General features: G+C 66.9%; 21 protein-coding genes and 1 pseudogene. 10 read left to right on the top strand and 12 right to left on the bottom strand.

Annotated elements, in window-relative coordinates; genetic code table 11:
- Window positions 1-31 precede the first annotated feature (31 nt).
- From pheS to infC, 5 genes are all read right to left on the bottom strand, one after another.
- Window positions 32-1,102: a phenylalanine--tRNA ligase subunit alpha gene (gene pheS, locus AC0B44_RS19595; RefSeq protein ID WP_471904463.1), complete on the bottom strand. Its 1,071-nt coding sequence runs from the start codon at window positions 1,100-1,102 to the stop codon at window positions 32-34.
- A 93-nt stretch (window positions 1,103-1,195) separates the two neighbouring features.
- Complete coding sequence (locus AC0B44_RS19590; protein ID WP_471904462.1) at window positions 1,196-2,026, bottom strand: TrmH family RNA methyltransferase; 831 nt, start codon at window positions 2,024-2,026, stop codon at window positions 1,196-1,198.
- 38 nt (window positions 2,027-2,064) lie between these two features.
- Window positions 2,065-2,445, bottom strand: coding sequence for a 50S ribosomal protein L20 (gene rplT / locus AC0B44_RS19585; RefSeq protein ID WP_169622984.1), 381 nt, complete (start codon window positions 2,443-2,445; stop codon window positions 2,065-2,067).
- Between the two features lie 72 nt (window positions 2,446-2,517).
- The gene (gene rpmI, locus AC0B44_RS19580; RefSeq protein ID WP_072698932.1) at window positions 2,518-2,712 is read right to left on the bottom strand and encodes a 50S ribosomal protein L35; all 195 of its coding nucleotides are present in this window, start codon (window positions 2,710-2,712) and stop codon (window positions 2,518-2,520) included.
- A gap of 70 nt (window positions 2,713-2,782) precedes the next feature.
- Window positions 2,783-3,484 (bottom strand): translation initiation factor IF-3, encoded by a 702-nt coding sequence (infC, locus tag AC0B44_RS19575; RefSeq protein WP_206037422.1) that lies wholly within the window; start codon window positions 3,482-3,484, stop codon window positions 2,783-2,785.
- Window positions 3,485-3,822: 338 nt separating this feature from the next.
- On the opposite strand from infC, the gene AC0B44_RS19570 reads away from it, so the two are divergent.
- Window positions 3,823-4,188 carry a DUF1844 domain-containing protein gene (locus AC0B44_RS19570; protein WP_471904461.1) on the top strand — a complete coding sequence of 122 codons (366 nt, stop codon included), beginning with the start codon at window positions 3,823-3,825 and terminating at the stop codon, window positions 4,186-4,188.
- A gap of 65 nt (window positions 4,189-4,253) precedes the next feature.
- On the opposite strand, the gene uvrA is transcribed toward AC0B44_RS19570, so the two are convergent.
- Window positions 4,254-7,178, bottom strand: coding sequence for an excinuclease ABC subunit UvrA (uvrA, locus tag AC0B44_RS19565; RefSeq protein WP_471904460.1), 2,925 nt, complete (start codon window positions 7,176-7,178; stop codon window positions 4,254-4,256).
- Between the two features lie 119 nt (window positions 7,179-7,297).
- Between uvrA and AC0B44_RS19560 the strand changes: the two genes are divergently transcribed.
- From AC0B44_RS19560 to AC0B44_RS19550, 3 genes are all read left to right on the top strand, one after another.
- The gene (locus tag AC0B44_RS19560) at window positions 7,298-7,987 is read left to right on the top strand and encodes an MBL fold metallo-hydrolase (RefSeq protein ID WP_471904459.1); all 690 of its coding nucleotides are present in this window, start codon (window positions 7,298-7,300) and stop codon (window positions 7,985-7,987) included.
- A gap of 124 nt (window positions 7,988-8,111) precedes the next feature.
- Window positions 8,112-8,243: a hypothetical protein gene (locus AC0B44_RS19555; protein WP_471904458.1), complete on the top strand. Its 132-nt coding sequence runs from the start codon at window positions 8,112-8,114 to the stop codon at window positions 8,241-8,243.
- A 45-nt stretch (window positions 8,244-8,288) separates the two neighbouring features.
- On the top strand, window positions 8,289-9,458 hold the full coding sequence (locus AC0B44_RS19550; RefSeq protein WP_471904457.1) for a N(5)-(carboxyethyl)ornithine synthase: 1,170 nt from the start codon (window positions 8,289-8,291) through the stop codon (window positions 9,456-9,458).
- 28 nt (window positions 9,459-9,486) lie between these two features.
- Here the strand turns inward: AC0B44_RS19550 and AC0B44_RS19545 are convergent, their stop codons facing one another.
- Together AC0B44_RS19545 and AC0B44_RS19540 are read right to left on the bottom strand one after the other, a co-directional pair.
- Window positions 9,487-10,524 (bottom strand): beta-ketoacyl-ACP synthase III, encoded by a 1,038-nt coding sequence (locus AC0B44_RS19545; protein ID WP_471904456.1) that lies wholly within the window; start codon window positions 10,522-10,524, stop codon window positions 9,487-9,489.
- Window positions 10,525-10,617: 93 nt separating this feature from the next.
- The gene (locus AC0B44_RS19540) at window positions 10,618-10,833 is read right to left on the bottom strand and encodes a hypothetical protein (protein WP_471904455.1); all 216 of its coding nucleotides are present in this window, start codon (window positions 10,831-10,833) and stop codon (window positions 10,618-10,620) included.
- Between the two features lie 165 nt (window positions 10,834-10,998).
- Between AC0B44_RS19540 and AC0B44_RS19535 the strand changes: the two genes are divergently transcribed.
- From AC0B44_RS19535 to AC0B44_RS19520, 4 genes are all read left to right on the top strand, one after another.
- The gene (locus AC0B44_RS19535) at window positions 10,999-12,666 is read left to right on the top strand and encodes an alkaline phosphatase D family protein (RefSeq protein ID WP_471904454.1); all 1,668 of its coding nucleotides are present in this window, start codon (window positions 10,999-11,001) and stop codon (window positions 12,664-12,666) included.
- A gap of 331 nt (window positions 12,667-12,997) precedes the next feature.
- Window positions 12,998-14,023 (top strand): DoxX family protein, encoded by a 1,026-nt coding sequence (locus AC0B44_RS19530; protein ID WP_471904453.1) that lies wholly within the window; start codon window positions 12,998-13,000, stop codon window positions 14,021-14,023.
- 190 nt (window positions 14,024-14,213) lie between these two features.
- Window positions 14,214-16,514 (top strand): HelD family protein, encoded by a 2,301-nt coding sequence (locus tag AC0B44_RS19525; RefSeq protein WP_471904452.1) that lies wholly within the window; start codon window positions 14,214-14,216, stop codon window positions 16,512-16,514.
- Window positions 16,515-16,642: 128 nt separating this feature from the next.
- Entirely contained in the window at window positions 16,643-17,044 is a 402-nt protein-coding gene (locus tag AC0B44_RS19520) for a DUF732 domain-containing protein (protein ID WP_471904451.1), read from the top strand.
- A gap of 30 nt (window positions 17,045-17,074) precedes the next feature.
- Here AC0B44_RS19520 and AC0B44_RS19515 read toward each other — a convergent pair whose 3' ends face one another.
- Window positions 17,075-17,527 carry a universal stress protein gene (locus AC0B44_RS19515; RefSeq protein WP_072699162.1) on the bottom strand — a complete coding sequence of 151 codons (453 nt, stop codon included), beginning with the start codon at window positions 17,525-17,527 and terminating at the stop codon, window positions 17,075-17,077.
- Between the two features lie 212 nt (window positions 17,528-17,739).
- On the bottom strand, window positions 17,740-19,899 hold the full coding sequence (uvrB, locus tag AC0B44_RS19510) for an excinuclease ABC subunit UvrB (protein ID WP_471904450.1): 2,160 nt from the start codon (window positions 19,897-19,899) through the stop codon (window positions 17,740-17,742).
- Window positions 19,900-20,005: 106 nt separating this feature from the next.
- Between uvrB and AC0B44_RS19505 the strand changes: the two are divergent.
- A pseudogene (locus AC0B44_RS19505) lies at window positions 20,006-20,513 on the top strand (ribonuclease FAU-1 family protein).
- Window positions 20,514-20,531: 18 nt separating this feature from the next.
- On the opposite strand, the gene AC0B44_RS19500 reads toward AC0B44_RS19505, so the two are convergent.
- Window positions 20,532-21,668: an LLM class flavin-dependent oxidoreductase gene (locus AC0B44_RS19500; protein WP_471904449.1), complete on the bottom strand. Its 1,137-nt coding sequence runs from the start codon at window positions 21,666-21,668 to the stop codon at window positions 20,532-20,534.
- A 107-nt stretch (window positions 21,669-21,775) separates the two neighbouring features.
- Here AC0B44_RS19500 and AC0B44_RS19495 point away from each other — a divergent pair, with 107 nt between their 5' ends.
- Window positions 21,776-22,048, top strand: a complete 273-nt coding sequence (locus tag AC0B44_RS19495) for an alpha/beta fold hydrolase (RefSeq protein WP_471904448.1) — start codon at window positions 21,776-21,778, stop codon at window positions 22,046-22,048.
- Between the two features lie 25 nt (window positions 22,049-22,073).
- Here AC0B44_RS19495 and AC0B44_RS19490 read toward each other — a convergent pair whose 3' ends face one another.
- Entirely contained in the window at window positions 22,074-22,949 is an 876-nt protein-coding gene (locus AC0B44_RS19490; RefSeq protein WP_471904447.1) for an alpha/beta hydrolase fold domain-containing protein, read from the bottom strand.
- Between the last annotated feature and the right edge of the window lie 11 nt (window positions 22,950-22,960).

Below are 22,960 nucleotides of genomic sequence, written 5' to 3'. Positions count from 1 at the left end.
TTGTTCGGGGCACGGACGGCGGTGGAGGGCGTCAGCCCTGCACACCGAAGGGCAGGGTGAAACGCACGTCGCCTTCGACGATGTCGCGCATGTCGGAGATGCCGTTGCGGAACTGGAGGGTGCGTTCGAGGCCCATGCCGAACGCGAATCCGGTGTACACCTCGGGATCGATGCCCGAGGCCCGCAACACGTTCGGGTTCACCATGCCGCAACCGCCCCACTCGACCCAGCCGGCGCCGCCCTTCTTGTTCGGGAACCACACGTCCACCTCGGCGGACGGTTCGGTGAACGGGAAGTAGTTGGGCCGCATGCGGGTCCGTGTCTCCGGGCCGAAGAGGGCGCGGGCGAACGCGTCGAGGGTGCCCCGCAGATGACCCATCGTCAGGCCCTTGTCCACCGCGAGTCCCTCCACCTGGGAGAAGACGGGGGTGTGGGTGGCGTCGAGTTCGTCGGTGCGGAAGGTGCGGCCCGGGCACACCACGTAGATCGGGATGTCGCGGTGGAGCATGGTGCGCACCTGCACCGGCGAAGTGTGGGTACGCAGCACCTGACGCGACCCCTCCGGTGCGATGTGGAAGGTGTCCTGCATCGTGCGGGCCGGGTGGTCGGGCAGGAAGTTGAGGGCGTCGAAGTTGAAGTGCTCGGTTTCGACCTCCGGCCCTTCGGCAATCTCCCAGCCCATTGCGACGAACACGTCGGAGACCTGGTCGGAAATGATGCTGATGGGGTGCCGGGCACCGAGCGGGCGACGGGTCGCGGGCAAGGTGACGTCGACCGCTTCGGCGACGAGTACCGCCGCGTCACGCTCGGCCTGCAGTTCTTCCTTGCGGGCGTCGAACGCGGCCTGCGCGGCGGCGCGGTGCGCGTTCACCCGCTTGCCCGCATCGGCGCGTTCGTTGCCCGGCAGGGATCCGAGTGCCCGCTTGGCGAGGGAGATGGGCGCCTTGTCGCCGAGGTGGTCGACCTTGGTGCGAGCGAGTTCGTCGAGGTCGGAAGCGGCCGCGAACGCCTCGATTGCGGCCTTCTCCGCCGCGGCGAGAGCTTCCTCGGTCAAGGCGCTCGGATCGACTGCAGGCGGAGTGCCGCCCTCTTTCTTGGCCACGACCGGTGCAACTCCTTCTTCGGCAAACGGTGGTTCGAACTTGTTCTCGCAGGCGCGACCGTGACCGGATGGTCGACGGCGCACCGACAAATCCTATGTGATGGGTCCGGAGGCCCGAGTCTGCACCGGGGGCCGGTGCTGCACCCGGGAGCTGGCGTACAGGCAGATCGACGCTGCGGTAGCGAGGTTGAGAGACTCGGCACGACCCCGGATCGGGATACGGACCCGATGGTCTGCCCGCGCGGCGACCTCCGGATCGAGACCGTGGGCCTCGTTACCGAACAGCCACGCCGTGGGACGGGCCAGCAGTTCGTCGGCGTCGTCGAGTTCGACCTCGCCGTCGGCGGCCGTCGCGAGGATCTGCACGCCTGCGCCGGAGAGGGCGTCGAGAACACGCAGGGTGTCCCGCTCCCGCGCAACCGGCAGGTGGAAGATGCTGCCTGCCGACGCACGCACACACTTCCCGTTGTGCGGGTCCACCGAGTCGCCGGCGAGGATCACCGCGTCGGCGCCGACAGCGTCCGCGACACGGATCAGGGTGCCGGCGTTGCCGGGTTCCGCGATCGCGACGGGTACCGCCAGCAGACGGGGCCGGGGCGAGAGCGCCGAGTCGAGCGACACGTCGAGGGTGTCGCACACGGCGACCAGACCCGGCGGGGTGACGGTGTCCGAGAGCCGGGACGCGGCCTTCTCGGTCACGACGGCAACCCGCGCGCCGGCGCGCTGCGCCGCGTCGACCGCAGCCGGGTAGCGCAGGGCGGCGGCCTCGGTGACGAACAGTTCGTGGACGTGACCGGCCGCGAGAGCTTCGGTGACCGAGTTCTCACCTTCGGCGAGGAACCGTCCCGTCTTGCGTCGTTCGGCGGCCCGCAGCAGTTTCACAGCAGAAACGACCCGCGGGGTGCGCTCGGTGAGCGGATCCACGGGCCGTTCCTGTGTTGTGTCGTCGTTCAGCGTCGTGCTCAGGCAGCCGGAGCGTTGACGTCGGCCGGCAGCGCAGCCTTGGCGAGCGCGACCAGGCCGGCGAATGCCTCGGCGTCGGAGACGGCGAGCTCGGCGAGGATCTTGCGGTCGACCTCGACACCCGCGGCCTTGAGGCCCTGGATGAAGCGGTTGTAGGTGATGTCGTTGGCGCGAGCCGCCGCGTTGATACGGCTGATCCACAGCTTGCGGAAATCACCCTTGCGGGCGCGACGGTCGCGGTAGGCGTAGGTCAGCGAGTGAAGCTGCTGCTCCTTGGCCTTGCGGTACAGACGCGAGCGCTGCCCGCGGTAGCCCTTCGAGGCCTCGAGAATCGAACGGCGCTTCTTCTGGGCGTTGACGGCCCTCTTCACGCGTGCCACTGGTTAAGTCCTGTCAAAGTTCGGGGGACGACATTGTTTCGTCCCCGGAGAGCGGGAAACGGTCGGGGAAGCTCAGAGGCCGAGCAGGCGCTTGACCCGCGGGGTGTCCGCGGGCGCGACCACTGCCACGCCGTCGAGACGGCGAGTGACGGTCGAAGGCTTGTGCTCGAGAAGGTGGCGGCGCCCGGCCTTCTGGCGCAGGATCTTCCCGCTGCCGGACACCTTGAATCGCTTCGCGGTGCCGCTGTGGGTCTTCGACTTGGGCATGGAGTCCTCAGTTCTTGTCGGTGTGTACATCGGTGCTCGCACGCAGCACCGGGTGTGCTGGTTCGAGCGGCTAGCTGCTTGGGGCGTCGCCCTGCTGCGGCGCCGGCGGCGGGGTCGCAGGGGCAGATGCCTGCGTTGCCTGCGCGGTGCTCGAGGGCTGCGCGGTGTTGACCGGTGCAGCATGGGCGGCTTCCTGCGCCTTCGCGCGGGTCTTCGCGCCCTTGTGCGGGGCCAGCACCATGGTCATGTTGCGACCGTCCTGCTTCGCGGAGGTTTCGATGAAGCCGAGTTCGGCGACATCCGCACCCAGACGCTGCAGCAACCGGTACCCGAGTTCGGGACGCGACTGCTCACGGCCACGGAACATGATGGTGACCTTGACCTTGGACCCGGCCTCGAGGAAGCGAACGACGTTGCGCTTCTTGGTCTCGTAGTCGTGATCGTCGATCTTGGGCCGGAGCTTCTGCTCCTTGATCACGGTCATCTGCTGGTTCTTGCGCGATTCGCGCGCCTTCTGCGCGTTCTCGTACTTGAACTTGCCGTAATCCATGATCTTGCAGACCGGCGGCCGAGCGTCGGGCGCCACCTCGACGAGGTCGAGGTCGGCTTCGATAGCCAGGCGGAGTGCATCTTCAACACGCACGATGCCGACCTGTTCCCCGCCAGGTCCGACGAGACGGACCTCGGGAACTCGGATGCGTTCGTTGATGCGGGTCTCAGCGCTGATGTGGCCTCCTAGGTAGAACGGTGGGTCGGTGTGACCGCACCGCAGCTAGTGGCCCGAATTCCTCGACGAAAAGACCCCGCTGTGGTGCCGAGGCTCCACGCGGGGTCCGATACCGACCGGTCGACGATCTGCAGTTGGACTGCACATTCGTCCTGCATCCTCGAGGATGCGGCATCCACGGTGCGAGCACCGGGAAGACCGGACCACTGAACTGCATCTGAGTGCCGCCAGAGGTGGGAGTCGGACTCCACTTTGCTGCCCATGCCGCGAGGCACGGGCGGTCGTAGATTCCAGTCTAGCAAAGATGGCTCCCGGCTTCGAATCGGCCCGCGAGCACACACCCGCGCGGCGGCGCTCCGGCCCGCAGTGGAATCCTCGACGGTATGACCGAGGCACCCGATCCCCAGGACCCCAACGTTGCGCCGGAGGACGTGCGCGAACTCGCCGAGATCCCGGCCGTCGAGGTGATCAGCCGCGCCGCCGTGATGCTGATGAGTTCCGCCGCCGAGAAATTGGGCCTCGGCGACACCGATCCCCAGCAGAGCAGCCACCTCGACCTCGACGAGGCGCGGCGCGTAATCACGGCGCTGGCCGGTCTCGTCACCGCGTCGGTGGAATACCTCGGACCGCACGCCGGACCGATCCGAGAGGGCCTGCAAGCACTGCAGCGCGCGTTCCGGGAGGCATCGTCGACTCCCGACGAGCCCGGATTCGGTCCCGGCGAGAAGTACACCGGCCCCGTCTACTGATCCGACCCGCACAGCACGACACCCGGGACGCAGCGCTCGGCGCCGCTCCCGGGTGTCCTGCGTGACTATTTCGCCGCGACCTTCTTCTTCGCCGCCCGCTTCCGGGCCGGAGCCTTCTTCGGCGCGGGCGGTACAGGCGCGAGCGCCTCGGCGAGGAAGCGCCCGGTGTAGCTCGCTTCCACCTCGGCGATGTCCTCGGGCGTGCCCTGTCCGACGACGGTGCCGCCCCCGGCTCCGCCTTCGGGTCCCATGTCGATCACCCAGTCGGCCGTCTTGATGACGTCGAGGTTGTGCTCGATGACGATGACGGTGTTGCCCTTGTCGACAAGCCCGTTGATGACGCCGAGCAGTTTGCGGATGTCCTCGAAGTGCAGGCCGGTGGTCGGCTCGTCGAGGATGTACGCGGTGCGCCCGTTCGACCGCTTCTGCAGTTCCGCCGCGAGCTTGACGCGCTGGGCTTCGCCGCCGGACAGCGTGGTGGCCGGCTGGCCCAGCCGCACGTATCCCAGTCCCACCTCGGTGAGTGTCTTGAGATAGCGGTGGATCGAGGTGACGGGCTGGAAGAACTCGGCCGCCTCCTCGATCGACATGTCGAGGACCTCGGCGATCGTCTTGCCCTTGTAGCGCACCTCGAGGGTTTCGCGGTTGTACCGCGCCCCGTGACACACCTCGCACGGCACGTAGACGTCGGGCAGGAAGTTCATCTCGATCTTCAAGGTGCCGTCGCCCGAGCACGCCTCGCAGCGTCCGCCCTTGACGTTGAAAGAGAACCGTCCGGGCTGGTAGCCGCGCACCTTCGCCTCGGTGGTGGCCGCGAACAGCGTGCGGATCTTGTCGAACACCCCGGTGTAGGTCGCGGGGTTGGACCGCGGCGTGCGACCGATCGGAGACTGGTCGACGCGCACGAGCTTGTCGAGCTGGTCGAGACCGTTGATGCGGGTGTGCCGGCCGGGCACCTGGCGCGCCCCGTTGAGCTTGTTCGCCATCACCGTCGCGAGAATGTCGTTGACCAGCGTGGATTTACCCGAACCGGATACGCCGGTGACGCAGGTGAGCACACCGAGCGGGAACGAGACGTCGATGTCGTGGAGGTTGTTCTCCCGCGCACCCACGACGGTGATCTGCCGCTTGGGGTCGACGGGACGACGGATCGCCGGGATCTCGATGGCTTCGCGGCCGGACAGGTACGCGCCGGTCAGCGACTCGGGGTTGTCGAGCAGTTCCTTGTAGGTGCCGCTGTGCACCACGCGGCCGCCGTGCTCGCCGGCGCGGGGGCCGATGTCGACGACCCAGTCGGACGCGCGGACGGTGTCCTCGTCGTGCTCGACGACGATCAGGGTGTTCCCCAGATCGCGCAACCGCGTGAGGGTGTCGATGAGCCGGCGATTGTCGCGCTGATGCAACCCGATCGACGGTTCGTCGAGCACATAGAGGACGCCGACGAGACCGGACCCGATCTGGGTCGCGAGCCGGATGCGCTGCGCCTCGCCACCGGAGAGCGTCGCGGCGGCGCGGGCGAGCGACAGGTAGTCCAGGCCGACATCGAGCAGGAACCCGAGCCTTGCCTGCACCTCCTTGAGCACCTGACCGGCGATGGCCGCCTCACGGCTGCCCAGGGTCAGGGTGTCGAGGAACTCGGCGCACTCGGCGATCGACAGCTCGCAGACCTCTGCGATCGACTTGCTGTCGTGGTTGCCGGCGGTGATGGTGACCGAAAGGATCTCCGGCCGCAGCCGGGCGCCTTTACATGCGGGACAAGGGATTTCCCGCATGTAGCCGTCGTAGCGTTCCTTCATCTGATCGGACTCGGTCTGCTCGAGGCGCCGATGCAGGAACGGCATCACACCTTCGAACTCGGCGTAGTACGAACGCACCCGGCCGTACCGGTTCTTGTACCGCACGTGCACCTGGTCGGTGCTCCCCTCGAGGACTGCCTTGCGGACCTTGGCGGGAAGCTTCCTCCACGGCGTGTCGATGTCGAACCCCATGACGTCGGCGAGACCGGTCAGCAGGCGCGTGAAGTATTCCGCACTCTGGCCCATGGACCAGGGCGCGATCGCGCCGTCCGCCAGGCTGACGTCCGGGTCGGGCACGACGAGATCGACGTCGACCTCCTTCCGGACACCGAGACCGGCACATTCGGGGCACGCGCCGTAGGGCGAGTTGAAGGAGAACGAACGCGGCTCGAGATCGTCGATTGCCAGGGGATGGCCGTTGGGGCACGCCAGAGATTCGGAGAACCGGCGCTCACGATCCGGCGCGTTCTCGTCGCGGTCGACGAAATCGAGCGCGACCACGCCTTCCGCGAGGCGCAGAGCGGTTTCGATCGAGTCGGTCAGACGCTGCTTGGCGCTCGGTTTGACGGCCAGCCGGTCGACCACGACCTCGATGTCGTGCTTCTCCTGCTTCTTGAGCTTCGGCGGATCCGACAGCGGATAGACGACGCCGTCCACCCGCACACGCGAATAGCCCTGCACGCTGAGCTGCTCGAACAGGTCCACGAACTCGCCCTTGCGGGTACGCACGACCGGCGCGAGGATCTGGAACCGCGCGCCCTCCTCCATGTCGAGGACCTGGTCGACGATCTGCTGCGGGGTCTGCCGGGAGATCTCTTCACCGCAAACCGGGCAGTGTGGCGTGCCGGCGCGCGCATAGAGCAGACGGAGGTAGTCGTAGACCTCCGTGATGGTGCCGACCGTCGACCGCGGGTTGCGGTTGGTGGACTTCTGGTCGATGGACACAGCCGGCGACAGGCCCTCGATGAAGTCGACGTCCGGCTTGTCCATCTGCCCGAGGAACTGCCGGGCGTATGCCGACAACGACTCGACGTAGCGCCGCTGGCCCTCCGCGAAGATGGTGTCGAACGCCAGGCTCGACTTGCCAGATCCCGACAGGCCGGTGAACACGATGAGGCTGTCGCGCGGTAGGTCCAGGTCTACACCCCGCAGGTTGTGTACCCGTGCTCCACGCACGATCAGGCGGTCCGCCACGCCATATCCTTCCTGTAGACACGACCGATGTCCGGCCTTTTTCCATGGTAGGCGGGGGCACCGACAGCGGCCGGGCGTGCTTCGTCTCACCCACGGCCGTACGACGGTAGGTTTGCCGTATGACGCAGCAGCCCGTGATCATCGAGGACACCTACACCGGCGATGTCACCCCCGGGGGTCCCGCCCAGCGACGCACCGTCCCCGGCGCGGAGATCGTGAAACTCGCCGTCGGCCCGATGAACAACAACACCTACCTCGTCACCGATACCGCGACCGGCAAGTCTGTATTCATCGATGCCGCAAACGATCCCGACATTCTCGTGCAGTTCCTCCGCGACAACGCTCCCCACCTCGAACTCGTCGTCACGACGCATCAGCACTGGGACCACTGGCAGGGACTCGAGCAGGTCGCGCAGGCGACCGGCGTACCCACCGCCGCGCACGCCCTCGACGCCGGGCCGCTGCCGGTGGTTCCCGACCGGATTCTTACCGAGGGAAAGTCGCTTCGGGTGGGTGACCTGGATCTCGAAGTGATTCACCTCGCAGGGCACACACCGGGCTCGGTTGCGCTGGTTCTCACCGAACAAGGCACCGGTAAGCACCACATCTTCACCGGCGATTCCCTCTTTCCCGGAGGGGTCGGCAAGACGCCGGACGACGACGCCTTCCGCTCGCTGATGGACGATGTCGAATCGAAGATCTTCGACCGCTTCGACGACGAGACGGTGTTCTACCCCGGGCACGGCAAGGATTCGACGCTGGGCGCGGAACGTCCGCATCTGGGTGAATGGCGCAAGCGCGGTTGGTGACCGAGATCCCCCTCCGGGAGTGACCGCCAGGATGTCCGTTTCGGTTCACGGGCGTGGATCGGGCCCGTGATCCCGTAGTGTCAGGCCATCAGGACCGTTCAGGTCCTCGAATGAGGGTGGCAGCATGGCCGACAAATCGCCTCGCAGTTCCATGTCCAAGAGGTCCGGCAAGTCGCTGAAGGAAAAGCGGGCCGACAAGAAATCCGGGAATGCCAAGGCAGACCCCGAGATCGTCGCCCACGTCAAGAAGCGCTGACGCGACTCCCACTCACCACCCGAATTTGCAGGAGCACAACTACATATGCTCGATCTCGGTGTTCTGGCGCGCTCTCGGAAAAAGAACGAGCGTCGCCTCCCGATCCATCCGCACCATTTCTCTCGCATCGACGAGGATTTGCGTGCACACATCTATCTCGAACCCGGGTACGGCGAGCCGTTCGGGGTGTCCGACTGCGAGATCGAGCCGTGGGTCGCCGGTTTCCGTTCCCGGGATCAGCTGATCGCGGAGTGCGACGTGATCGCGCTGCCCAAGCTCCAGGCGGCGGACCTCGCGGAGTTCCGTGAGGGGCAGACCGTCTGGGGTTGGCCGCACTGTGTCCAGGACACCGACGTCACCCAGCACGCCATCGACCGGCGGCTGACGCTGATCGCCTTCGAAGCGATGAACCACTGGCGCAGCGACGGCAGTTTCGGCCTCCACGTGTTCCACAAGAACAACGAACTCGCCGGATACAGCTCCGTCATCCACGGCCTGCAGATCATCGGCTCCACCGGTGACTACGGCCGGCGTCTGCGAGCCGTCGTCATCGGGTTCGGGGCTACGGCACGCGGCGCGGTGACTGCGCTGAACGCGCACGGCGTCGACGACGTCCGGGTGCTGACTAACCGCGACGTCGCGGCGGTCGGATCCCCGATCCATTCGGCACAGATCGTCAGGTTCGAACACGACGCCACCGATCCGCACCGGAGTTACGTGCTCACCGACGAGGGGCGGGTGCCTCTCGCGCCGTACCTCGCGGAGAACGACATCGTCGTCAATTGCGTGCTCCAAGATCCCAACGAGCCGCTGACCTTCCTGATCGAAGAGGATCTGGCGGCCTTTGCGTCCGGCAGCCTGATCGTCGACGTGTCGTGCGACGCCGGTATGGGTTTCAGCTGGGCGCGTCCCACCTCGTTCACCGAGCCGAGCTTCGTGGTGGGCGACAACGTCACCTATTACGCGGTGGACCACAGTCCCTCGTACCTGTGGAACTCCGCGACCTGGGAGATCAGCGAAGCGCTGCTCCCTCACCTGCGGACGGTCTTGTCCGGCCCCGACGCGTGGGACGACGATCTGGTCATCACCCGTGCGATCGAAATCCGCGACGGGGTGATCCGGAATCCGGCAATCACCGCGTTCCAGCACCGCGCCGCCGACTATCCGCACGAGCGGACAGCGGCGGCGGTGGCGGGCGCTTCTTCGGCGCGATGACGCGGCGCCGGACCGCGGCCGGCGCGAACTACACGATTGCCGGCAAACGTACGACCTGCCCGGCATAGGACAGTCCGGCGCCGAAGCCGAGCAGCAGCGCGAGATCGCCGGGCTTGGAAGCACCGGAACGGAGCAGTTGCTCCATCGCCATCGGTATCGAGGCGGCACTGGTGTTCCCGGTTTCGGCGATGTCACGGGCGACCGCTGCGGTTTCGGGCAGTCCCAGGGTCCGGATCAGCGCGTCGGTGATGCGGCTGTTGGCCTGGTGCGGGACGAACGCATCGAGATCGTCGGCTGTGACGCCGGACCGGGCGAGGGCGTCTTTGCAGGCCGACTCCAGGAACGTCACGGCCCACCGGAACACCGCTGCTCCGTTCATTCGGATGTACGGGCGTTCCGGGGCGGGTCCACCGGCCAGCGCGGCGTCGACCTCGGCAAAATACTGCTGGAAGTCCTTGTCCTGCTTGATCGCGTCGGTCTGGCTGCCGTCCGAACCCCAGGCAACCGGTCCGATCCCCTCCGAATCCGACGGCCCCACGATCGCGGCACCGGCGCCGTCGGCGAAGATGAACGCGCAGGACCGGTCGGTGGGATCGAGAAGATCCGACAGTCGCTCCACGCCGATGACGAGGACGTTGCGCGCCTGGCCTGCGCGCACCAGGCTCGACGCGTTACCGAGCGCGTAGCAGAAACCGGCGCAACCGGCGGAGACGTCGTAGGCGGCCGTGTTGTGCATGCCCAACTCGGTGGCGACCACAGCTCCTGCCGACGGTCCCAGCACCATCTGCGACGAAGTGGCCAGGACGACGGCGTCGATCTGGTCGGCATCCATGCCCGCCGCGGTGAGCGCGTCGCGGGCGGCCGCGGTACTCATCGACACGATGGTTTCGTCCGAGTCGGCCCAGCGGCGCGCGGTGATCCCGGAGCGTGTTCGGATCCATTCGTCGGTGGAATCGATGCGCTCGACGATCTCCGAGTTGGGCACGACACGACGAGGCCGGTAGACCCCCAGACCGAGGAGCGCGGTGTGAACCGTGGGCGGTGCGGTGGTGATGTGTGCAGGCATCCGCACATCTTGCACCACCGTGGCCTCCTCGCGTGCGATTCCGCGCCATCGCCACCGACCGGAGATCCGGCGTCCGGCAGGATCCGATCGCTCCTACTGCCGGTCCTTTCCGGATTCGTCCTCGCGGTTGTCTTCGTCGGGGTCGGCGAAGGCCGTACCCGAGACCATGCCGTCGGTACCCGGAACGATGGCGGTGCGCCGGACGCCGGGTTCGTACATCATGCGTACCTCCTCGGCTTTTTCCTTCGCCTGCCGCTTCGCGTCGTCGTCGAGGTTGTTCCAATCGGTGTCGTCCTGGCTGTCGTCCACGCCGGGCTCCCCTCGTTGCGCGCTGTGCCGGGCCGAGCAGTCCGGCATGACCAAGAGTCCTCCGATTCCGTTTTCCCGTGCTCGTTTCGCGGGGATCGACCGGCCGAGCCGGTACCATTCGGTCGCATCAGACCTCGCGCTTGTGACCTTCCGGCACGGTGAATCATGGCGGCACTTCTGCTCGGCCCCGTCCTCAGACACGTCGGCTCCACGGATGCGACGGTCTGGGTGGAAACGTCTGCGCCCTGCACCGTCGAGATTCTCGGTCGTTCCGAACCGACCTGGTCGGTGGCTGGACACCATTACGCCCTCGTGGTGATCGAAGGCCTGGAGCCGGGCTCCACCACCCCGTACAACGTCCGGCTCGACGACATCGACGTCTGGCCGACCGCGGACGATGATCCTTCCGTCATCCGCTCCCTCGCCGATGACGGCCGCTTCGAACTTGCCTTCGGGTCGTGCCGGGTCGCTACCACCGAGCACGGAAACGACGATTCTCTCGGCGCGGACGCGCTCGCCGTGTATGCCCAGCGGATGAGGACGCAGTCGCGCGAAAAGTGGCCCGACGCCTTGGTCCTCCTCGGTGACCAGGTGTACGCCGACGAATTGTCGGAGGAGATCCTGCGCCGCGTCGGTGAGCGGCACGACCTCGACGAACCACCCGGCGCCCAGGTGCGCGACTTCGAGGAATACACATGGCTGTATGCGCAGTCGTGGTCGGATCCCGAGGTGCGGTGGCTGCTCTCGACCGTGCCGACCTCGATGATCTTCGACGACCACGACGTGCACGACGACTGGAACACTTCGCAGTCGTGGCGCGCGGAATTCGAGGCGAGCAACTGGTGGGAGGAACGCATCGTCGGTGCGCTCATGTCGTACTGGATCTACCAGCACCTCGGGAACCTCTCACCGAACGAACTGAAGTCGAACGAGTTGTACGCGAAGGTTCGCGGGGCCGGCGAGGACGCGACTGCAATTCTCCGCGCGTTCGCCTCCGACGCCGACGAGGAAGCCGACGGCGGCAACGGAGTGCAGTGGTCCTATCGCCGGGATTTCGGGTCGGTGCGCCTTCTCGTGATCGACTCGCGTTGCGGCCGCGTGCTCACCTCGGAGCGGCGCGAGATGGTGTCCGACCCGGAGTTCGACTGGATCGAAGACCAGACGGTCGGCGACTACGACCATCTTCTTGTGGGAACGTCGTTGCCCTGGCTGCTTCCCCGAGCGCTGCACGACGCCGAGTCCTGGGACGAGCAGTTGGCGTTCGGAGAGCGGGGTCCGCGACTCGCACGGTGGGCGGAGACGCTGCGCCGCGGTGCCGATCTCGAACACTGGGCAGCGTTCCACGACTCGTTCGACCGGCTCGCTCGACTTTTCGGCGAGGTTGCCAGGGGAGGCCGCACCGGTTCGTCCGGTACCCCGCCGGCGACGATCTGCGTGTTGTCGGGCGACGTGCACCACGCCTACGCGGCACAAGCACGCTTCACTTTTCCGACACAGTCACTGGTGTATCAGTTGACGTGTTCACCACTGCACAATCGCGTTCCGGCGGTGGTTCGGGCCGGATTCCGGGCAGCGTGGAGTCGCGCCGCGGAACGTTCGGTACGGGCACTGCTCCGGCTCGTCGCTCCCGCGCCTCCCTCACCGGTGGAGTGGGACCGGATCGCCGGGCCCACTTTCGGCAATCAGATCGCGACTCTCCGGCTGGACGGCCCGGCCGCGCGCGTGTCGGTGGAGCGGACCACGAGCCGCGGTACCGACGCGCCATATTTCGAGGTCGTCGCCGACCTTGTGCTGTCACCCGGGAAAGCGAAGACGAACCCAGCACGGGTTTGATCCCCGGCGCGTACAGAGCTGAGGGTGCGTCTACGACCGAACTTTTGGCACCACCCGGTCGCCGATGTCAGACGTCGTGCGCGAGACCTTGCACGGCTCATCTTCTCGAAACCGTTGGGGCACAAGCCTTCAACGGACGGCCACCTCGGCCGCGGCGAAGGGTGGAGCCGCCTTAATTCTGCTTATCTCTCTTTTCCGTCCGATGCGAATTGACCCTTCGGGACGGAAAAGGGCATCTCGGGCAGCGCTCCGGGATGCCCGGGGCATATTCCGACGGCAGTGGGGGTACACGGGGTCCGGTGGCAACACACCCGACAACGGGAGGAATTACATGATCGTCCGGAGACTCGCGAGACCGATGCTCGCGTCCATTTTCATTGCCGGGGGCGTCGATGCTCTCCGCAATCCCGCTCCGCGGGCGAAGGCGGCCCAACCCGGGCTGGATCAGGCGGTGAATGTACTGCCCGCCTCGGTCACCGATCGGCTCCCGAGCAACCCCGAGACGCTGATCCAGCTCAACGCAGCGGTGCAGATCGGCGCCGGCGCACTGTTCGCGCTGGGCAAGGCACCTCGACTCTCGGCACTCGCCCTCGCCGGAACTCTCGTACCCAGCACTGCGGTCGGCCACGACTTCTGGAACGCACAGGACGCCGAAACGCGGTCCCGGCAGCGCACCGAGTTCATCAAGAGCGTCAGCCTTCTGGGCGGACTTCTCATCGCCGCGGTGGACACCGAAGGCAAACCGTCGCTCGGATGGCGAGGCCGCCGCGCGGCGCGGCACGCCCAGGCTTCCGTGGCTGCGGCTCTCCCCCTCGCAGCTTCCTCCGATCGCGGCACTGCGGAGGCTTTCAGCAACGTCGCCGATCGCGTGAAGTCCCTGACCGGTGACGCAGCCGAACACGGTGGTCATCTGCTCGATGTCGCCAAGGAACGTGGTCCCGTCCTCGCCGAGGTGGCGAAGGAACGCGGCACCGACTTCCTCGAGGTTGCGCGTGATCGTGGCCCCGTACTCGCAGAACGCGCACGGGAGCGCGGCACCGGCCTGATCGACATCGCGAAGGAACGCGGCCCCGTGTTCGCGGACACCGCACGCGAGCGCGGCACCGAACTGCTCGACGTCGCGAAGGAACGCGGCCCCGAGATCGCCGAGGTCGCCCGTGTACGCGGCACCAAGTTCCTGGACACCGCCCGTGATCGCAGCAGCGAGTGGGCACAGCTTGCAGACGAGCGTTCGGCGGTGCTCAACGCCAAGGCGCTCAAGGCCGCTGAGAAGGCCCGGATCAGCGCCGAGAAGGCCCGCAAGCAGGCAGAAAAGACCATCGAGAAGAACCGTAAGGCGCTCGAGAAGAAGCGGTAAGACCGCCTCGAAACGAGCACAGCGAGCCGAGTGATCGGCTTCCGCGGCAGGCACGTGGATCCACCCGGATCCGCGTGCCTGCCGCTTTGTCTCCGGGTGTTCCTCGACGCCCCCGGCGATCCGACTAGACTTCTCGGGCACTTCCGTCGACGCCCCACGCGTTCGATCTGTTTCTATCCGAGGAGTTCATGTGCCGGCCGATGGCGCGTCCCACCCCGACCTCGACCACGAGCAGGCATACGTCTCGATGCTGTACCGGCACCTCGACGACCTGCGCGACTACGCGAAGAACCGTCTCACGCGCGTACTCCGCGAATCGGGCGGTACACCGCAGGCACGCAGCGAACGTGAGTCGTTCACGCAGATGTACACGGAAGATCTCGCGAAGTACGACGCCGCGGAACACGGGTTGTGCTTCGGGCGCATCGACGTGCGCGACACCGTCGACGGCGCAGAGCAACTCGACAGCCGGTACATCGGCCGCATCGGCATCCTGGACGAAGACAACGACTACGAGTCGCTCCTGCTGGACTGGCGAGCGCCGCAGGCGCGGCCGTTCTACCTCGCCACCCCCGCGACACCCGACGGGGTGGTGCTGCGCCGCCACCTCCGCAGCCGCGGCCGGTCGGTGACCGCCCTGAACGACGAGTACCTCGACCTCGACGCGGCGCGCGAGCACTCCGATACCCCGGCCGCTGGCGGAGTGGCCGGCGAGTCGGCCCTGCTGGCTGCCCTCAACGCGGCGCGTACCGGACAGATGCACGACATCGTCGCCACCATCCAGGCACAGCAGGATGCGATCATCCGGTCGGAGCACCGCAGCGTGCTCGTGGTGCAGGGCGGGCCGGGCACCGGCAAGACCGCGGTGGCGTTGCATCGCGCCGCATATCTGCTCTACACGTACCGCAAGCAGCTTGCGAAGAGCGGCGTGCTGATCATCGGCCCGAACTCCACGTTCCTCGACTACATCGGGCAGGTGCTGCCGTCGCTCGGTGAGACCGGCGTGCTGCTGTCCACCGTCGGGGATATGTATCCCGGCGTGAAGGCGACCCTGGACGACAACCGCGTGGCCGGTGAACTCAAGGGCTCGTCGGCGATGATCGACATCCTCAAGAAGGCGGTGCGGGACCGGCAGGAGGTCCCGGCCTCCCCCGTCGTCCTGTCCTTCGATACCTATCGCCTCACCCTGGACCGGAAGTCGGTCACGCGGGCGCGCGGGCGGGCACGCTCGTCGCGGCGGCCGCACAACCTGGCTCGACCCATCTTCGTGTCCGCGGTCATCGAAGCACTCGCGGATCAGCTCGCCTCGATCATCGGCACCGATCTCGTCAACGGCGGCAATCTGCTGAGCCGCGACGACATCGACGACATCCGGTCGGAGATGCGCGCGGACCGGGACATCGTGTCCGAAATCGACGCGTTGTGGCCGGAGCTGACACCGCAGCAGGTGCTCACGGATCTGCTGGGCTCGCGGGAACGTCTCGCCTCGGCCGCGCCCAGGCTGTCGGAGGACGAGATCGACGCGTTGTACCGTCCGCACAGCGGTGGCCGGTTCAGTGCCGCCGACGCTCCACTTCTCGACGAGATCGCCGAGTTGCTCGGGGTGGACGACGCCGCGGAACGGGAGCGCGCTTCCCGCCGGTGGCGCCGGCAGATCGCCGACGCCCAAGGAGCCCTCGACATCTTGACAGGGTCGGCGCCGCAGGATCTCGAAGACGACCTCGACCCCGAACTCCTCATGGCCTACGACCTCATCGACGCGTCGCAACTCGCCGAGCGACAGGACCACCGCCGTTTCGAGACGACTGCGGAGCGGGCTGCCGGTGATCGCACCTGGACCTACGGCCACGTGATCGTCGACGAGGCGCAGGAGTTGTCGGAGATGGCATGGCGTGCCCTGATGCGCCGCATCCCGAACCGCTGGATGACCCTCGTGGGTGACACGGCGCAAACGGGCGATCCCGCGGGCAGCACGTCGTGGCAGCAGGTTCTCGAGCCGTACGTGGCGAACCGGTGGAAGAAGGCGGAACTGACCGTCAACTACCGCACCCCGGCCGAGATCATGCGTGTCGCGCATGCGGTGCTCGCGGAGATCGACCCCGCACAGGTCCCGCCGGAGTCGGTCCGCGAATCCGGGTACGAGCCCTGGGCGCGGCCGGTGGACGCCGCCACGTTGGCCGAGGCTGTCCGTGAGGCACTCGGCGAGGAGTCGGGCCCGGGCACGACGGCAGTTCTGGTCCCGCCGCGGCTGGTTCCCGAGTGGGCGCATCTGGCGTCGCAGTCGGTGACGGTGGCCGCCGTCAAGGACGTCAAGGGCCTCGAGTTCGATTCCGTGCTGTTGGTGGAGCCGTCCGAGATCCTCTCCGAATCACCGCGCGGCATGAACGACCTCTATGTGGCGCTGACGCGAGCGACCCAACGGCTCGGCGTGCTGTACACGACCGAACTTCCCCGGGTGCTCGACGGCATCGCCGCTCCGGTGCCCAGCTGAGCAATGACGGCGGGGGGCATCGGAACCGTTCCGTAATGCGGGGGCGGTACGGTCCTGTGCACGGTGCCGTCGCTGCGGCCCCCCGCGACACGTGCGTCCGGTTCGTCAGAGGGTGTGAGGTGAAGGTGATGGGACGGTTGCCGATCGGCGCCGCCGCTCGGGTGGGGCTCGCCGCTGCGGCGGTGCTCACCGCTGCTGCCTGCTCGGGGAGCACGGACGTCGACCAGGTCGAGGCGACAGAGACACCTGCTCCCACTGCGGCGGTCGAACCACCCGTGCTGGACGGCCGCGCCACGCACCTGAAGGAGACGTTGACGAAAGCCGGCCTGGTCGCGGACATCCCGGACGAGACACTGCTCGCGGTGGCTCGCGGACTGTGCGATCAGGTGGCAGCGGGTGTGCCGGAGGAGCGCATCCTGGAGACGGCCCGGCCGCTCGCCGCGTATGCAGCGGAAGCGACGCACACGACAGTGCCGGACGACGACGCCGCCCGGCACTATGTCGAGATCACCCGCGACACCTACTGCTGACTTGGTGCCGGTTGCCCGGCGCCGGCGGTATCAGCGGACGGTGTGCACGACCAGCACGTCGGAGGTCGCCTTGCGCGCGACATCCGAGGGGACCGAACCCAGGAGCCGGCCGGTGAGGGTGTTGAGTCCACGGTTGCCGATCACGATGAGGTCGGCCTCGACCTCGGCGACGAGCGCGAGAAGCGACTCGACGGGCGACCCGACGATGGGCCGCTCGACGATGTTCTTCGCGCCGGCGACGGTCGCCTTCTCCCGCGCGGTACGGAGAATGTCGTAGGTCGGTGCGGAACCGGTGACCTGATAGGCCTCGTCACGCAGCACGTCCACGGCCTGCGCCGTGTCCTTGGGATCTGCGGGGTAGTACGCGCAGGCGATCACCAACTTCGCGCCGGCGTCCCCCGCCAGAGCCGCTGCCTTCTCCACCGCCTTGTACGACGATTCCGAACCGTCCGTCCCGACGACAATGGTCCGGTAGGCGCTCATTCGTTCCTCCATCGAGTATCCGGTCACCGACGCATACCGCCGATGGTGCCGGTGGAAGACGTGGGTGCCCTCCCTCGCCCGGCGCTGGCGTAGACAGTATCGGTGACATCGGGGCGCATGGGGCATTTGGGTCCCACACCACACCGTGGCGCGACAAATCCTGCAGGTGAGGCCTACGTCACGGGATCCGCTACGGGCTGCGTGGGCCTCGGCTACTTCAGGCCGGCAGCGTCCATCCCTCGCAATTCCTTTTTGAGATCGGCGATCTCGTCGCGCAACCGGCCCGCAAGCTCGAACTGCAGATCGCGTGCGGCCTGCATCATCTGGTCGGTGAGTTGCTGCACGAGATCGGCCAATTCGGCACGGGGCATCGTCGAGGTGTCGCGACCCTCGACTACGCCGGAACTCGTCGCGCGTCCCGACTCGCCCTGAGCCCGGCGCCCTCGCGACGCATTGCGGCCCGAGCCGCCCACCTCGATGGCTTCGGTGTCCTCTGCTTCCTGATACACCTGGTCCATAATGTTGGCGATCTTCTTGCGCAACGGTTGCGGGTCGAGGCCGTGCTCCTTGTTGTAGGCGACCTGCTTTTCGCGGCGACGGTCCGTCTCGTCGATGGCGCGGGCCATCGAGTCGGTGATCTTGTCCGCGTACATGTGTACTTCGCCGGACACGTTGCGCGCCGCGCGTCCGATGGTCTGGATCAGCGACGTGCTCGACCGGAGGAAGCCTTCCTTGTCGGCGTCGAGGATCGCGACGAGCGACACCTCGGGAAGGTCGAGACCCTCACGGAGCAGGTTGATGCCCACGAGGACGTCGTACTCGCCCAGACGCAACTGCCGGAGCAGTTCGACGCGGCGCAACGTGTCGATGTCGGAGTGCAGGTACCGCACCCGGATACCGAGTTCGAGCAGGTAGTCGGTGAGGTCCTCGGCCATCTTCTTGGTCAGCGTCGTGACGAGCACGCGTTCGTCGCGGTCGGCCCGCTCCCGGATCTCGTGGATCAGGTCGTCGATCTGGCCCTTGGTGGGTTTGACGACGACCTTCGGGTCGACCAGGCCGGTCGGGCGGATCACCTGTTCGACGAATTCGCCGCCGGTACGTCCGAGTTCGTACGGTCCGGGCGTCGCCGACAGGTATACGGTCTGGCCGATTCGAGACGCGAACTCCTCCCAGGTGAGCGGGCGGTTGTCGACGGCCGAGGGCAGCCGGAAACCGAACTCGACGAGGTTGCGCTTGCGCGACATGTCGCCTTCGTACATGGCACCGATCTGGGGCACCGTCACGTGCGACTCGTCGATGACGAGAAGGAAGTCCTCCGGGAAGTAGTCGATCAGCGTGGCGGGTGCGGAACCTGCTGGCCGGCCGTCGATGTGCCGCGAGTAGTTCTCGATACCGGAGCAGAATCCGACCTGCCGGATCATCTCGAGGTCGTACTGCGTGCGCATCCTCAGCCGCTGAGCCTCGAGAAGCTTTCCGCGGTTCTCGAGGTCGGCAAGGCGTTCCTCGAGTTCGGCTTCGATGCTCTTTACGGCCCGTTCCATCCGCTCCGGCCCGGCCACGTAGTGGGTCGCCGGGAAGATCCGCAACGAATCGACCTTGCGGACGACGTCACCGGTGAGCGGGTGCAGGTAGTAGAGCGCCTCGATCTCGTCGCCGAAGAATTCGATGCGTACCGCGAGTTCCTCGTACGCCGGGATGATGTCGACGGTGTCGCCCTTGACCCGGAACGAGCCACGGGTGAAGGCTAGGTCGTTGCGGTTGTACTGCACGTCGACGAGCAGACGGAGCAGGGCGTCGCGCGGAACCTCGAGGCCCACATCCAGTTGGATCGACCGGTCGAGATAGGACTGCGGGGTACCGAGGCCGTAGATGCAGGACACCGAGGCGACCACCACGACGTCGCGGCGGGACAGCAGCGACGAACTCGCGGAGTGCCGCAACCGCTCGACGTCGTCGTTGATCGACGAGTCCTTCTCGATGTAGGTATCGGTCTGCGCGATGTACGCCTCGGGTTGGTAGTAGTCGTAGTACGAGACGAAGTACTCGACGGCGTTGTGGGGCAACATCTCCCGCAACTCGTTTGCAAGCTGCGCGGCGAGGGTCTTGTTCGGTGCCATCACCAGGGTGGGACGCTGCAACCGCTCGATGAGCCACGCGGTGGTCGCGGACTTACCGGTACCGGTCGCACCGAGCAGAACGACGTCCTTCTCCCCCGCCTTCAGCCTGCGCTCGAGTTCGTCGATCGCAGCAGGCTGGTCGCCGGCGGGTTCGTACTCGCTGACGACCTCGAACGGGGCATCGGTGCGTTCGATCTCGCCGACAGGACGGAACTCGGAATGGGCGACTACGGGATGCTCACTTGCGAACGCCATGATTCCAGGGTAATTGCTCCCACCGACACGTGCCGCCGGCCGACGGGCCCACCGATCCCCCACCGAGGCGCAACGCCGGTTCCTGCACGGGCGGTAACGTGCGGGCATGCCGCCGCACCTTCACCCCATCAAAGTGGAACGCTTCGACGTTCCCGCGCAGACCAACACCGACCCGAAGGGCAACGTGCGACCGGTCGAGGTCTACCGGGTCGAACCCTGGGGCCTGTACATGGCGCGTCCGGCGGACCATCACGAATTCGGCTATATCGAGTCCTGGGTCCTACCGTCCCGGCACCTCCGGGTGACCATCTTCCATTACCGTCCCGGGCACGAGCGCGACCTGGATCGCTACGTCGATGTGGGCGAATTCTGGCGAGACGGTGACGTGTGGCATTCGCGCGACCACTACCTCGATCTACTGGTCGACACCGGTGTCGGCACCGCGGTCGAAGATGTCGACGAATTGTTCGCCGCCGTCGCCGCGGGCCTGATCGACACCGACGACGCCGAACGCGCGGTGTTGCGCGTTCGAAGCGGTCGACGGCATCGCCGCCCACGGCCACGACGTCGACGCGTGGCTGGCCTCGGTCGGATTGCCGATCACCTGGCGGTGACGCCGGCGGCTCCCTCGCTTATTTCCGGGCTCCGGCGGCGCCGTCGGTCGTAGCCGGGGCGACGAGCCGGTGCGGTGACCCGGGGCCTTCGGTCACGAGCGACGCATGGGTGGGCGGATCGGACGGCACGTGCGCGGGGCGCCGGCGGTCGAACTCGGTGCGGAGCACCGGCACCACCTCACGACCGAGGATCTCGATCTGCTCGAGCACCACGTCGAGCGGCAGACCGGCGTGATCCATGAGGAAAAGCTGACGCTGGTAGTCGCCCGCGTAGTCGGCGAAACCGAGGGTACGTTCGACGACCTGCTCGGGCGTGCCCACGGTCAGCGGAGTCGTCGTCGTGAACTCCTCGAGGGACGGGCCGTGGCCGTAGACGGGCGCGTTGTCGAAGTACGGCCGGAACACCCGCTTGGCCTCCGCCTCGGTGCTCGCCATGAACACCTGGCCGCCGAGTCCGACGATGGCCTGCTCGGCCGCGCCGTGCCCGTACTGCTCGAAGCGGTTCCGGTACAGGGTGATCATCTGCTGGGTGTGTTCCTTGTTCCAGAAGATGTTGTTGTGGAAGAAGCCGTCGCCGTAGAACGCTGCCTGTTCGGCGATTTCCGGCGAGCGGATCGAACCGTGCCATACGAACGGCGGTGTGCCGTCGAGCGGGCTGGGTGTCGAGGTGTAGCCGCGCAGCGGGGTCCGGAACTTGCCCTCCCAGTCGACAACCTTCTCGCGCCACAGACGCCGGAGCAGGTGGTAGTTCTCGATGGCCAGCGGGATTCCCTGCCGGATGTCCTTGCCGAACCACGGATAGACCGGGCCGGTGTTGCCGCGACCCATCATCAGGTCGACACGGCCGCCGGACAGATGCTGGAGCATCGCGTAGTCCTCGGCGATCTTGACCGGATCGTTGGTGGTGATCAGCGTGGTTGCGGTGGAGAGGATGAGCTTTTCCGTCCGTGCGGCGATCCAGCCGAGCATGGTGGTCGGCGAGGACGGCACGAAGGGCGGATTGTGGTGCTCCCCTGTGGCGAAGACGTCGAGCCCGACCTCCTCGGCTTTCAAGGCGATCTCGGTCATGGAGACGATGCGCTCGTGCTCACTCGGGGCAGCGCCCGTGGTGGGGTCCGGTGTGACGTCACCGATGGTGAAAATTCCGAACTGCACGTCCGAACCTCCAGAATTAATTGAATAGTCAACCACCTTACCGCAGGGGGTCCCCGTGCCACGTTCCATCCTTCCGAGCAGTCGCATCCGATCCGCGCGGAGGAGGGGTGACCGTCCCCCTGGGCTTCTTCGCGGACTGGTTCGCCTACCCGCACACATCGCCCGAGCAGTTCACCTCGGCCCCGGTTACGCTCCTGCACCCCGCGGCCGACCGATGGACCCCGCCTCCGCCCAGTCAGCGGTTCCTCGACCGCATCTCCGCCCCCACTCGGTCGGTACTGCTCGACAACTGCGGGCACTGGCCGATCGAAGAACCCGGATTCACGCAACTGATCACCGAAGCACGATCGGTGCTCACCCCAATCGCCGAGCAGGCCTGACGGGTCAGGATCTCGGGCGTCTGCCCTACCGGCCGGCGTCCTTGCCTGATCCGATCGAGCGGACGAACCGCACGCACGACTCGATCGACGCGAGGGTGACGCTGTGATCGGGTTGGATCAACGGCCACGTGTGCCCTTGGCCTGCAACCACTTCCAGAACGCAGGTGATGTTCGCGGTCGCGAGGGATCCGGCCATCGCGAGCGCATCACCGACAAGCGCCTCGTTGCCGCCCACCTGGATCAACGTGGGCGGGAATTCGGTGTGGTCGGCCAGCAACGGCGAGGCCAGCGGGTCGCTTTCCGGGGCGCCCTGCAGGTAATCCTCGCGTGCCGACTCTGCTGTTGCCAGCGGGAAGAAGACGTCGGGCGCGGTTTCGTAGAACGACGACGAGCAGCGCAAGTCGAGCCACGGTGACAGAAGCATCAATCCGTCGGGAGTGTGCAGGCCACCCGCCCTTGCCGCGACGACCACCGAGGCGGCGAGACCAGCGCCCGCCGAGTCACCGGCAAGGACGATCGGCCCCTCCGCTGCGGATGCGAGTGCTTCGTAGACAGCGACGGCGTCGCGAAGCCCTGCCGGGAACGGGTTCTCCGGCGCAAGTCGATACCGCGGCAGGACGACAGTGGCCTCGGCGCCGGCCGCGATCTTCGCTGCGTAGGCGTTGTACGCCTCCGGGCTGCCCATCCGGTATCCGCCCCCGTGCAGATAGAGGATGGTGGCACGGTCACCGGCCCGGACGGTCCGGCACTGCACACCCGCGAATTCCGCGTCACCGGTCGTGATTCCCAGCGCGGGGTCGACCTCGGTAGCGGCGAACATTGCGCGGCGTTCCAGAAGTTCCGGGCTCGCCGGCGTTCCGGTCCGTTCGGTAGGCAGCACATCGTGCTCTGTCGTCGGCATGTCTTCTCCCA

The organism is Rhodococcus sp. NPDC019050, assembly GCF_055664235.1.
This window is presented reverse-complemented; position numbering and strand designations above follow the sequence as displayed.